11 protein-coding genes are annotated in these 11,999 nt (G+C 72.3%); 7 read left to right on the top strand and 4 right to left on the bottom strand.

The window, feature by feature from the left end:
• Positions 1-427: 427 nt before the first annotated feature.
• Positions 428-1,783 (bottom strand): aspartate aminotransferase family protein, encoded by a 1,356-nt coding sequence (locus tag ACH5AF_RS27500; protein WP_398905197.1) that lies wholly within the window; start codon positions 1,781-1,783, stop codon positions 428-430.
• 202 nt (positions 1,784-1,985) lie between these two features.
• Here ACH5AF_RS27500 and ACH5AF_RS27495 point away from each other — a divergent pair, with 202 nt between their 5' ends.
• The 3 genes from ACH5AF_RS27495 (at position 1,986) to ACH5AF_RS27485 (ending at position 4,970) form a co-directional block, all read left to right on the top strand.
• Positions 1,986-2,579: a DJ-1/PfpI family protein gene (locus ACH5AF_RS27495; RefSeq protein ID WP_398905195.1), complete on the top strand. Its 594-nt coding sequence runs from the start codon at positions 1,986-1,988 to the stop codon at positions 2,577-2,579.
• Complete coding sequence (locus ACH5AF_RS27490; protein ID WP_398905193.1) at positions 2,576-3,058, top strand: MarR family winged helix-turn-helix transcriptional regulator; 483 nt, start codon at positions 2,576-2,578, stop codon at positions 3,056-3,058. The genes ACH5AF_RS27495 and ACH5AF_RS27490 overlap by 4 nt, the downstream gene beginning before the upstream one ends.
• Before the next feature lie 199 nt (positions 3,059-3,257).
• Positions 3,258-4,970, top strand: coding sequence for a serine/threonine-protein kinase (locus tag ACH5AF_RS27485; RefSeq protein WP_398905192.1), 1,713 nt, complete (start codon positions 3,258-3,260; stop codon positions 4,968-4,970).
• Positions 4,971-4,988: 18 nt separating this feature from the next.
• Here ACH5AF_RS27485 and ACH5AF_RS27480 read toward each other — a convergent pair whose 3' ends face one another.
• Complete coding sequence (locus tag ACH5AF_RS27480) at positions 4,989-6,332, bottom strand: S1 family peptidase (protein WP_398905190.1); 1,344 nt, start codon at positions 6,330-6,332, stop codon at positions 4,989-4,991.
• Between the two features lie 172 nt (positions 6,333-6,504).
• On the opposite strand from ACH5AF_RS27480, the gene ACH5AF_RS27475 reads away from it, so the two are divergent.
• Positions 6,505-8,340, top strand: coding sequence for a serine/threonine-protein kinase (locus ACH5AF_RS27475; protein ID WP_398905188.1), 1,836 nt, complete (start codon positions 6,505-6,507; stop codon positions 8,338-8,340).
• Between the two features lie 24 nt (positions 8,341-8,364).
• Here ACH5AF_RS27475 and ACH5AF_RS27470 read toward each other — a convergent pair whose 3' ends face one another.
• Positions 8,365-8,796, bottom strand: a complete 432-nt coding sequence (locus ACH5AF_RS27470; RefSeq protein ID WP_398905187.1) for a hypothetical protein — start codon at positions 8,794-8,796, stop codon at positions 8,365-8,367.
• 132 nt (positions 8,797-8,928) lie between these two features.
• Here ACH5AF_RS27470 and ACH5AF_RS27465 point away from each other — a divergent pair, with 132 nt between their 5' ends.
• On the top strand, positions 8,929-9,765 hold the full coding sequence (locus ACH5AF_RS27465) for a Scr1 family TA system antitoxin-like transcriptional regulator (protein ID WP_398905185.1): 837 nt from the start codon (positions 8,929-8,931) through the stop codon (positions 9,763-9,765).
• A complete protein-coding gene (locus tag ACH5AF_RS27460) occupies positions 9,762-10,004 on the top strand; it encodes a DUF397 domain-containing protein (protein ID WP_398905184.1) in 243 nt (80 codons plus the stop codon). Before ACH5AF_RS27465 ends, ACH5AF_RS27460 begins: the two co-directional genes overlap by 4 nt.
• Before the next feature lie 12 nt (positions 10,005-10,016).
• Here ACH5AF_RS27460 and ACH5AF_RS27455 read toward each other — a convergent pair whose 3' ends face one another.
• Complete coding sequence (locus ACH5AF_RS27455; protein ID WP_398905182.1) at positions 10,017-11,765, bottom strand: protein kinase; 1,749 nt, start codon at positions 11,763-11,765, stop codon at positions 10,017-10,019.
• A gap of 48 nt (positions 11,766-11,813) precedes the next feature.
• On the opposite strand from ACH5AF_RS27455, the gene ACH5AF_RS27450 reads away from it, so the two are divergent.
• Positions 11,814-11,984: a hypothetical protein gene (locus tag ACH5AF_RS27450; RefSeq protein WP_398905181.1), complete on the top strand. Its 171-nt coding sequence runs from the start codon at positions 11,814-11,816 to the stop codon at positions 11,982-11,984.
• The last annotated feature ends 15 nt before the right edge of the window (positions 11,985-11,999 follow it).

The raw sequence follows: 11,999 nt of genomic DNA, 5'->3' as shown, positions 1-11,999 counted from the left end.
GGATTCCATGGGTGTCAAGGTCCCCCCTCGAAGGGTGTCATCCGCACGACCGCGTCCGGGGCGCCGCGCGGTGGCGCGCCCGTGGGGGTTTCGGAGGTGGTGGTGCAGTGGTGCTGGCACCGGAATAGACATGCCAGGTGGGGCGAAGGATGTACGGGAACCGAGACCAATTTCGGCGGTCGTCCACCGGGGCGCCGACTCCGGACGGGCCGCACAGAGCCGGGGTCCCGACACGCACAGGGACGTCGGGGACCCCGGCCCTCACGAGCGGGTGGGCGGGCCGTCAGGCCGTTGGACGACGACTACGCCGTGACTACGCCTGCCGTGACCGCGGTGACTGCCGTGACTACGCCTGCCGTGACCGCGGTGACTGCCGTGACTGGGACTGGGACTGCGACTGCGGTGACTGCCGTCCTGACTGCGGTGACTACACCGTGAACTCGTCCGCCACGGACAGAGCCGCGTCCAGGGCCGCCAGGCCCTCCTTCGCCTCCGCCTCCGTCACGTTGCAAGGCGGCACCGCGTGCGTACGGTTCATGTTCACGAAGGGCCACAGGCCGTTCTTCTTGCAGGCCGCCCCGAACGCCGCCATCGCCGCGTTCGCCTCGCCCGTGGCGTTGTACGGGACCAGCGGCTCGCGCGTCTCGCGGTCACGGACCAGCTCCACGGCCCAGAACGCCCCCGTCCCCCGCACCTCGCCCACCGACGGGTGGCGCTGCGCCAGTTCGCGGAGGCCGGGCCCGAGCACCGTCTCGCCGATGCGGGCCGCGTGCTCGACGATCTTCTCCTCCTCCATCACCTTGATGGTGGCGACGGCGGCCGCACAGGCCAGGGGGTGGCCGGAGTACGTCAGCCCGCCCGGGTAGGGGCGCTTGTCGAAGGTCGCGGCGATCTCGGCCGAGATCGCGACACCGCCCAGCGGTACGTAACCGGAATTGACGCCCTTGGCGAAGGTCATCAGGTCCGGCACCACGTCGAAGTACTCGGCCGCGAACCACGTGCCGGTGCGGCCGAAGCCCGCCATGACCTCGTCGAGCACGAAGACGATGCCGTGGCGGTCGCAGATCTCGCGAACGCCCGCGAGGTAGCCGGGCGGCGGGGTCATGATGCCCGCCGTGCCGGGGATCGTCTCCAGGATGATCGCCGCGATCGTCTGCGGACCCTCGAAGGCGATGGTGTCCTCCAGGTGCGTAAGAGCGCGCGCGCACTCCTCCGCCTGTGTCGAGGAGTAGAACGGCGAGCGGTAGAGGAACGGGCCCCAGAAGTGGACGACACCCGCGGTGCCGTTGTCGTTGGCCCAGCGCCGCGGGTCGCCGGTGACATTGATCGCGGTCGCCGTGCCGCCGTGGTACGAGCGGTAGGCGGAGAGCACCTTCGGGCGGCCCGTGTGCAGGCGGGCCATGCGGATGGCGTTCTCGACGGCCTCGGCACCGCCGTTGGTGAAGAAGATCTTGTCCAGGTCGCCCGGGGTCCGCTCGGCGATCAGCCGGGCGGCCTCGGAGCGCGGCTCGACGGCGAATGCGGGCGCGAAGGTGGCGAGCCTGCCTGCCTGCTCCTGGATCGCGGCGACGACCTTCGGGTGCTGGTACCCGATGTTGGTGTAGACGAGGCCGCTGGTGAAGTCGAGGTAGCGGTTTCCGTCGTAGTCCCAGAAGTACGAACCCTCGGCGCCGGCGACGGCGAGCGGGTCGATCAGTCCCTGGGCGGACCAGGAGTGGAACACGTGCGCGCGGTCCGCCGCCTTGACGGCGGCACCGGCCTGGGGATCGGCATGAGGGGTCATGCCGGCCAGCGTAGGGAGGGGCGCGCGGGAGCCGACATGGCCACCTTGTATGACCTCCGCCTCCCTGCCTGGGCAGGGTGTCGGGTCCCCGCCCGGGCCCGGGGCCAGGACCTCGCCGGGAGGGGCCCGGGACGCCCTCCACCAATTGACAGCATGCTGTCGATATGACAGCCTACTGTCATCGAAAGTCGAGGAGGGCACCATGACCCGCAAGATCGTTCATCTGGCCGTGTACGACACCCAAGCCGACTGGGAGACGGGCCACACCACCGCCCACCTCGCGCAGAACGGCTTCACCGTGCGGACGGTCGCCCTCACGACCGAGCCGGTCACCACCATGGGCGGCCTGCGCGTCCAGCCCGATCTGGCGCTGGACGCACTGGACCCCGCCGACAGCGCGCTGCTGATCCTCCCGGGCGCCTCCCTGTGGGATACGGGCGACAAGCTGGCGCCGTTCGCCCGGGCGGCGCGTGCGTTCCTCGACGCGGGCGTCCCGGTCGCGGCGATCTGCGGTGCGACGGCCGGCCTCGCCCGCGAGGGCCTGCTCGACGACCGTGCGCACACCAGCGCCGTCTCCTTCTACCTGGAGGCCACCGGTTACCGGGGCGGCGGGCGGTACGTGGAGGCGGATGCCGTCACCGACCGCGATCTGATCACCGCGGGCCCGACCGAGCCGGTCGCCTTCGCCCGCGAGGTCTTCGCCCGGCTGGGGGTGTACGAGGGCGAGCAGCTGGACGCCTGGTACCGGCTGTTCCACGACTCGGACCCGGCGGCGTACGAGATCCTCTCGGCATGAGCACGCACAGACCCGAGAACCACCCGCAGGAACTGCTGACCCGTACCGCGCTGGGCGTCTTCCGGCTGAACGGCCAGTTCATCACCGTCTCCGACGCCCTGGCGCAGGAGGCCGGGCTGACGGCGGCCCGCTGGCAGGTCCTCGGCGCGGTGCTCCGCGAGCCCCAGTCCGTGGCCCAGATAGCCCGAACGATGGGCATCACCCGGCAGAGCGTGCAGCGCGTCGCCGATCTGCTGGCCGGGCAAGGGCTCGCGGAGTACAGGCCCAACCCGGCGCACCGGCGCGCGAAACTGCTGCATGTGACGGAGGCGGGGCGCGAGGCGATCCGGAAGATCGACCCGGGTCACGCCATGCTCGCCCGCCAACTGCTCGGACAGCTCGGGGCGGAGGAGTTCGCGGAGACCGTGCGGGTGCTGGAGCGGCTGTCGAGGGCGATGGACGCCATCGAGCACGATGCGGCGGGGACCGCGAGCGCCTGAACCGCGGGCGGGGCCGCCGGACGGTACGGGAGCGGCCGAACCGCGGACCGGAGCGACCCACCCGCACGGGGAGCAACCGAACCGCGGACCGGAGCGACCCACCCGCACGGGAGCCTCGCGCTCGCGGCCCCGCGGGCCCCGATGCGCGGCACTATCCTCTGTCCGTCGAACAATCGGACATGGGGGAGGGCCGCGCGCCATGGAGCAGCTGGCACCGGGGGATCCACGGCACATCGGCGAGTACCGGCTGCTGGCCCGGCTCGGCGCGGGCGGCATGGGGCAGGTGTACCTGGCCCGCTCCGACCGGGGGCGGACCGTGGCCGTGAAGCTCGTACGGCGGGAGCTGGCCGCGCAGGAGCAGTTCCGCAACCGCTTCCGCCTGGAGGTGCGCGCCGCCCTGCGCGTCGGCGGCAGGTGGACCGCGCCGGTCCTCGACGCCGACACCGAAGCGCCCGTGCCCTGGGTCGCGACGGGGTACATCGCCGGGCCCGCCCTGCACACCGTCGTCTCCGGCGAGCACGGCCCGCTGCCCGAACGCAGCGTCCGCCTCCTCGCCTCCGGCCTCGCGCACGCGCTCACCAGCATCCACGAGGCGGACCTGGTCCACCGCGACCTGAAGCCGTCGAACATCCTGGTCACGATCGACGGCCCGCGCGTGATCGATTTCGGTATAGCCCGCGCGCTGGAAACGGTGACCGACGGCGGGCTCACCCGCACCGGCGTGCTCGTCGGATCGCCCGGATTCATGTCCCCCGAGCAGATCCGCGGCGACCGGGTCACGCCCGCCGGCGACATCTTCTGCCTCGGGTCCGTCCTCGCCTACGCGGCAACCGGGCGGCTGCCCTTCGGTACGGGCGACAGCGGCGTACACGCGCAGATGTTCCGCATCGCGCAGGAGGAACCGTCGCTGGACGCCGTCCCCGAGGGTCTGCGCGACCTGGTGCGGGACTGCCTCCACAAGGATCCGGCCGCCCGTCCGACACCGGCGCAGATCCTGGAGCGCACGGCCGGGGAAGCGGACGGGGAGCCGTGGCTTCCGGGTGCGCTGGTCGCCCAACTGGGGCGTCATGCCGTGGATCTGCTGGAGTACGAGCAGCCGCCGGCCGATGCTCCGGCACCGGCCACCCCAACGCAGCCGCCCGCGCAGGCACCCACGATGACGGCGCCGCAGACGCCGCCCGCGCCCGCCCCGCAGCCGCCTCGGCCCGGTCCGGCGGGACACCCGGCCGGGCCGCCGTACGGCTATCCGCACCCGCCCCCCACGCCCTATGCACCCGCCGCCCACACACCCGCCCGCTACACACCCGTCCCGGCCCCGACACCGCCCCCCGCACCGGAGCCGCGCCCGTCACGCGGCAGCACCCTCGCCCTGATCGCCGTCGCCCTGGTGGTGGCGGTCGGCGCGGGCGGCGCGGTGTACACGTTCATGTCCCAGCACAAGGACGGCGACAGGGCGGCGGGCCACGGCAGAGGTCCCGCCTCCTCCGCCCCCGGCTCCTCGGGGCCGTCCGACGACGCCAAGGGGCCGTCCGCGTCGCCCTCCTCATCACCGTCGTCGTCGCCGTCCTCCGCCACGGGCGGGGTCCCCCAGGAGTACGTCGGCAGCTGGCGCGCGTCGTTCGACACCGCCGACGGCACCCATTCCCGACTCATGACGATCACTCAGGGTGCCATGGACGAACAGGTCATGACCCTGTCCGGCACGGGCCCGAATTACGACTGCCGCTGGTCCGCCACGCTGCGAGCGCCGGGCCCGCCGCTCGAACTGGGCCCGACGACGGTCACGTTCGGCGACCCCGTGTCCTGCGCGCCGGGGCAGTGGAGCCGCCTCGACATGCCGGACGACTCCACCATCGTCCGCGAGCTCGTCGGCTCGGGCGGCGAGCCGCTCACCTACACGAAGACGGGATGAGCGGGGCCGGGGCGGGGATCAGCCCCAGCTCGCGGAGTGGAAGCTCCGGAATTCCCGGCGCTCCTGCGCCGACACGATCCAGCGAGCACCCACCAGGACGAGAAGGCTCACGGCGATGACACCCACTCCCAGGGCCGGGTTGTCGAGGTCCACGATGCTCGTGACCGTCCTGGAGCCCAACCCGCCGTCGGACGTATCGCTCGCGCCGGGCACCGACGTACCGGAGGCCCCGGTACCCGTGGCCTGGCCGCCGGAGCCGCCCGTGTCGTCACCGGAACCCGGCGGGCGGGGCGGCCCGCCCGTCAGGTCGACTCCCAGGGCCTCCATGGCCGTGGTCACCGGCTGGAAGTACGTCGTGCCGCCGGTCGTGCAGTCCCCGTCGCCGCCCGATGTCACGCCGAGCGCAAGCCCCTGGGAGAACAGCGGGCCTCCGCTGTCGCCGGGCTCCGCGCACACCGTCGTCTCGATCAGGCCGGTGACGGTGCCCTCGGGGTAGTTCACCGTCGCGTTCACCGCGGTGACCTCACCGGCACGGAAGCCGGTCGTACTGCCGCTGCGGAACACCCGTTGCCCCACGACCGGTTCGCCGGAGCCGACGATCCGCACGGCCCGCCCGTCGCCGATCGACGCGACGTTGGTGCGGTCGAAGGTGTCGGCGCTCTCGTAGCGGACCAGGGAGTAGTCCTTGCCCGGGAAGGCCGCGTCGGTGGTGGTTCCGACGAGTTCGGCGTTCTGCCTGTCCTGGAACCAGGGGGTGCCCTCGGGCCCGCAGTGCCCCGCCGTCAGGATGTAGGTGTCCCGGCCGTCCGTGACGTTGAAGCCCGCGGAACAGCGGCGCCCCTCGCCGAAGATCGGGGACGCGCCGCCGACCCTGGTGGTGAAGACGCCCCGGCTGCGTTCCATACGGACATGACCGCCGATCCGCTCGGCGAGGCCGGACATCCGTGACCAGTCGGCGGCGGAGACGGTGCTGTCGGCACGCACCGTGACCTCGTTGGACGCGTAGTCGAGCGCCCACGCCGTACCGGGGACGCGGGGCTCGGCGCGCAGGGCCTCGACGGCCGAACGGAGCCGGTCCATGCTGTGGCGCACGATCCGGGCGTCCGCGCCGGACGCCCGTACCTCCGCGGCCGCTCCCGCGTCGGTCACCGCGACGACCCTCCGCCCGTCCTCGGTCGTCCAGCTGCCCGCAGTGCGGGACGTGCCGAGTTCAAGGACGGTGTCCGCGACCGGATCCCTGGCCACCCGCCCGGCTTCCGATTCGCCTGCCACGGCGTCCGTGACCAGTAACCCGCCGCAGAGCAGTCCGCCCACGGCGGCCAGCCGCACCAGCCGCCGCAGGTTCCGTCGTGCGTGCCTCATACGCGGCCCCAAGGTCGTACCGTTCCGGTGTCACCCGCTCTATACGGACCCACGCGGCCGGCCGTTCACCCGGCGAACTCCGGCGAACTCCCGCGATCTCCGGGGTCCCGGCGACCCGCAGGGCAGCTGTGACCATGTCATCGGTACCCGCGCCCTGTGGAAGGATCGCCGCGTGGACGCCCTGACTCCCGACGACCCCACCCGGATCGGCCCCTTCCGCCTCATCGGCAGGCTCGGCACCGGTGGCATGGGCCGCGTGTATCTCGCCCGCTCCGAGGGCGGCCGCACGGTCGCCGTGAAGGTGGTGCACGCCCAGCTCGCCGAACAGGACGAGTTCCGGCGGCGGTTCGCGCGCGAGGTGGCCGTGCTGGAGCGGGTCGGGGGTGCGGGGACGGCGCCCGTGATCGACTCCGACACCGCGGCCGACGCGCCCTGGGTGGCCCTGACCTATGTGCCCGGCCCCTCCCTGCGCGCCGTCGTGGCCGAGGAGTACGGACCGCTGCCGGCCGCCACCGTACGGGCGCTGGCCGCCAGGCTCGCCGACGCGCTCACCCACATCCACACGGCCGGACTGGTGCACCGGGACCTCAAGCCGTCCAACATCCTGCTCACCGTGGACGGTCCGTGCGTCATCGACTTCGGCATCGCGCGGGCCGTGGACACCGTCACCGACGGCGGGCTGACCAGCACGGGCGCGGTCGTCGGATCGCCCGGTTTCATGTCGCCCGAGCAGGTGCGGGGCGAGAAGCTGACGCCCGCGTCGGACATCTTCTGCCTGGGCGCGGTGCTGGCGTACGCGGCGACCGGGGTGGCCCCCTTCGGCTCGGCGGACAGCGGTGCGCACGCGACCATGTTCCGCATCGCGCACGACGAGCCGGACCTCACCGGCCTGCCGCCCGAGCTCGAACCGCTCGTCCGGGCCTGCCTGGACAAGGACCCGGACCGCCGACCGCCCGCGTCCGTGCTCGCCGCGGCCGAACAGGGACCCACCGGTGCCTGGCTCCCCGCCGATGTGCTGGCCCGCCTCGGCAGGAGCGCGGCCCGGGTCCTGGACGCGGACACCCCGGTGCCGGGCGCCGTCGACCCGACACCCGCCCTGGACCCGGCGCCGTCGCGCCGCCCGCGCGGGGCCAAGGTGCTCGCGGCCGCTGCGGCGGTGGCGCTGCTCGCGGCCGGGGGTGTGAGCGCGGCGGTGTTCTGGCCGGAGAAGGAACCTGCGGGCACCGGCAATCGCCCCGCGTCGTCAGGACCGGGCACGGCCGGGGACGTGCCACAGTCCTTCGTCGGCGCCTGGGAAGGCGTGCTCGACGGCACGGCGGACGCCCCGTACTCCACCGGGCGCATCGAGATCACTCAGGGCCGTACCGGCGAGAAGACCGCCGTGTACGTGACGGTCACCGGCGAACGGCTGTGCATGGGGCGGTCCGTGCTGGTCTCGGCGGACGCCGACCGGATCGTCCTCGGCGAGAGCGACGTGACGCTGAGCGTCCCGGAGAAGCAGTGCACCCCGGCCGCGCACCAGACGCTCACCGTCCGCTCGCCCGATGTCCTTCAGTGGACGTCGGGCGCGGCGACGGCGACGTTCCGGAAGGCGGGCGCCGGCCCGGAAGCGGTGCCCGCGAAGTTCCTCGGCACCTGGACCGAGGACGAGTCGGGGGCCGAATGGGGGCCGGGCCAGGCCGAGTTGTTCGAGCGCCGGGTGACGGTCACGCAGGGCCCCGTCGGCTCCGCCGTCGTCCGCTACGAGTCCCTGTCCCCGAGAACGGACGAGACGACCGGCGAGCCCACGGGCGGCACCATGAACTGCGCGTCCACGGCCGTCCTCGCGGGCGTCGGTACCCTGGTGGTCCTCGGCCCGCCCGTCCGGGACGCACAGGCCTCGGACCCGGAGTGCATGACGGACACGTCGTCGCAGAACCTGCGCATCGACCGCTACGGGGGCAAGGAGCGGCTCCTGGTGTACGGGATGAGCGCGGACGGCGAGCCGGGCGTGTACCTCCGGAACTAGGTCCTCATTTCGTTCTCGCCGCGCTCAGCCGAAGAGCGTGATCGCCGCGCTGCGCAGCAGGACCGGGTGGACGAACCGGTCGGCGGCGACGGGCGGGCAGCGCCACAGCACCGGCCAGGTGCGCCCGGCCAGCGCCGGGATGGGCACATAACTGTCGTATCCGCGCGCGGAGTTGTAGCACAGCGCGCCGCGCGGCCACGAGCGGCGGACGGTGCTGCCCGCCGGGAGCAGGAAGTACGCGCACCGGCGACCGCTCACGTCCACGATGACCGGGCCGGGCTCTCCGCCCGTCATGTGGTCCATCAGCTCGACGAGGCGGCGGCCCGTGTCGCCGATGACCCGTACGGCGTCGAATTGGACGCCGGCCTTGCGGAGATGGAATCCGGAAACGGGAATCCAGTCGAGGTTTACCTCGCGACTTTGTGTATCCACCGGACCAGTCTGGCGAACGCGCATTAGCGTTTTCCATACCCGGCGGCATGCCGTCACACAAGGGTTGACCTGCGGCGACGACAGTCGGACCGGGTGGAATTCGGCGGGGACGAATGGTGACCGGTTGAGTCCGGTCGAGTCGGGAGGTGATCGAAAATGGCGCGTGCGGAGAACAAGGAGTCGGCAGGTCCGACGACGCGGCTCGTGGCCGATATGGCACGCAGGATGCGGGCCAGGAAGGGCTGGACCCAGGAGCAGTTAGGCGACCGGATCGGTTTCACGGCGTCGGCGGTGAGCGCGATGGAGACCTGCGCGCAGCCCGCGAGCGACGAGATGCTCGTGCAGCTGGAGGCGGCGCTCGGCGACGGCCTCGGGCTCTTCGAGCAGGCACGGGAGTACGTGCGGCTGGACAAGTACCCGGCGCAGTTCAAGAACTACGCGCTGCTGGAGCAGAAGGCGCTGGGACTGCATCTCTACGCGACGCTCGTGGTGCACGGCCTTTTCCAGACGGAGGAGTACGCGCGGGCGCTGATCGGCGGCGGCTATCCACCGCTGTCAGAACACCGGGTGGAGGAGCTGGTGGAGGCGCGGTTGGCGCGCCGGGCGCTGTTCGAGCGGGAGCCGGTGGCGCTGATCGAACTGATCCTTGAGGAGTCGGTGCTGCGGCGGACGATCGGCGGGGAGGAGGTGATGCGCGGCCAGATGTGCTATCTGGCGGAGTGCGGGAGGAGGCGTAATGTGACGTTGCAGGTGCTGCCGTTGAACGCGGGGCTCGGCGGCGAGTACGCGGGCGCCCGCGGCGGGATGGAGCTGGTGGAGACCCCGGAGCACGACCGCCTGGTCTATCTGGAGATGCAGGGCGAGAGCCTGTTGATCAAGGACCCCGCAAAGGTGAGTACGTTGATGCAGCGGTATGCGAGGATCCGGGCACAGGCCCTGGATCGCCGTGAATCGCTGGGCCTCATCGAGCGGTTGGCGGGAGAGCAGCCATGACCAGCACCCTACGGTGGTTCAAGTCCAGCTTCAGCGATGACAGCGGCGGCAGTTGCATCGAGGTCGCCTTCGACTGGCGCAAGTCCAGCTACAGCGACTCCGGTGGCGGCAGCTGCATCGAGGTCGCCGCCTGCCCCCACACCGTCCACGTCCGCGACTCCAAGGTCCCCGAGGGCCCGGTCTTCGCCGTGGCCCCCGACGCCTGGGCCGCGTTCGTCGGCCACGCCGCCCGGGCGTAGCCGACTCGGGGGTCAGTTCTCGGCCGGGAACACCCTGGTCACCTTGCCCTTGAGATCGGCGGCCAGGTAACCGCCGCCGTGATCGTCGGCGAAGTGGACCGCCAGGCCGAGCGGGGTGTCGAAGGTTTCGTTCGCATTGTCGACCAGGATGTAACGCATGGTCGGTTTCTTCACGTTCAGGTCCTTCTCCGCCCTCTTCAGCAGGGCGGGGACGACGTCCCAGTCGATGTCGTCCATGCTGAACGGGAGATCGCCGCCCGACAACGTGCCGCTGATGATTCCCTTCTCCACTCCCTGGCCCGGGCGGTAGGTGTAGCTGTCGTACTTGGTGTCGCTGCCCTTGACCATGACCTCCAGGGACACGTACTCGTCGTAGACGGTGAAGTCCCCCACGCGGTCCGTGCCCGTCGCGGCCTTGATCTCCTTGATGGCCGTCCGGATGCCGTCCGGTGTCAGCAGGTCGTTCTTCGCGGCGGCCTGCGACGGCGTGGGAGTGGGCGTCGGAGTGGGTGCGGGCGTCCGCGACCCGGTGGAAGTCCCCGGTGAGTTCGACGCCGTGTCACCGTCCTTCTTGCCGTCGTTCGGCAGCAGGGACCAGACCAGTACGCCGGCCAGCACGGTCCCGGCGACGGACGACGCGATCGCGACGCGGCGCTTCGCGCGTCCGCCGGACGGGGGCGGAGTCTGCCGCGTCGGGCCCGCCGGGTAGGGCGTCGGCTGCGCCTGACCCGGCACGCCGGTGTGCGGAGCCGGCGGCCCGAAACCGGCCGACGGCCGGAAGCCCGTCGGCGGTCCGAAGCCCGTCGGCGGTCCGAAGCCGGCCGGTGAGGACGACGCGGCCGCCGGGACCGACGGGGGCCCCAGCCGGTACGACGTGGGCTCGCCGGTTCCGCCCGGAGCGCCTTGTCCGCCCTCCTGTCCGCCCTCCGCCGCAGCCGCGAGCATCCGGTCGACGGTCTCCGGGTCCGGCCGCGCGGCCGGGTCCTTGACGAGTACGGCGGCCAGGACCCCGGTCAGCGACCCCGCCCGGCGGGGCGGCGGAAGCTCCTCGCTGAGTACGGCGGCCAGGGTCGCCAGCGTCGTCCCTCTGCGCAGCGGGTTGCTCCCCTCGACGGCGACGTACAGCATCATCGCCAGCGACCACAGGTCGGAGCCGGGTCCGCCGTCGTCGCCGGAGATGCGCTCGGGCGCCATGTAGTCGGGTGTGCCGATGATGGACCCGGTCGCGGTCAGGACGGTCGACTCCCTGATCGCGGCGATGCCGAAGTCGGTGAGCACCGGGCGGCCGTCGGGCCGGAGCAGCACGTTCGCGGGCTTGACGTCCCGGTGCTGGATGCCGACGTCGTGGGCCGCCCGCAGCGCGGCCAGCACCTCGCGCCCGAGCCGGGCGGCCTCGGCAGGCGCCATCGGCCCCTTGTCCAGCCGGTCCTGGAACGATCCGCCGGTCACCAGTTCCATGACGATCCACGGGTAGGTGAGCCCGCCGCCGTCCACCACGTGGTGAATGGTCACCACATTGGGATGGTCGACCCTGGCGAGCGCCCGCGCCTCCCGCAGCACCCGGGCCCGCAGCATCGCCGCCGCCTCCGGGTCGTACTCCGCGAGCCCCGGATCGGACGGCCGCACCTCCTTGAGCGCCACGGCCCGGTCCAGCACCAGATCCCGCGCCCGCCACACCATGCCCATACCGCCGCCGCCGAGCCGGGCCTCCAGCTCGAAGCGTCCGTCGATGACCCGTCTGTCGGATTCCCCGTCGTTCATGGCCGGGAGCCTACGAGACGCCGGTGACACGGTGCCGATCAGGTCCTGGTGTCGGCGTCGTCGGACAAGGGACTGCGGTCCGGCCCGTACGACGCGTGCTCCGACGGCAAGCAGCGGATGGCGGTGACCTACCGGTCGACGGCCCGGGACACGATGGTCACCGAGTTCCCCGACGGGTCGGGCCCGGAGCCGTTCGCCCTGGAACGTGTCACCGGCTGACGCGGCACACGGGCC

The sequence above is a fragment of the Streptomyces sp. NPDC018833 genome, assembly GCF_044390825.1.
Lineage (GTDB): Bacteria > Actinomycetota > Actinomycetes > Streptomycetales > Streptomycetaceae > Streptomyces.
The sequence above is the reverse complement of the archived record's forward strand: the minus strand, read 5'-3'. Positions and strand labels throughout refer to the sequence as shown.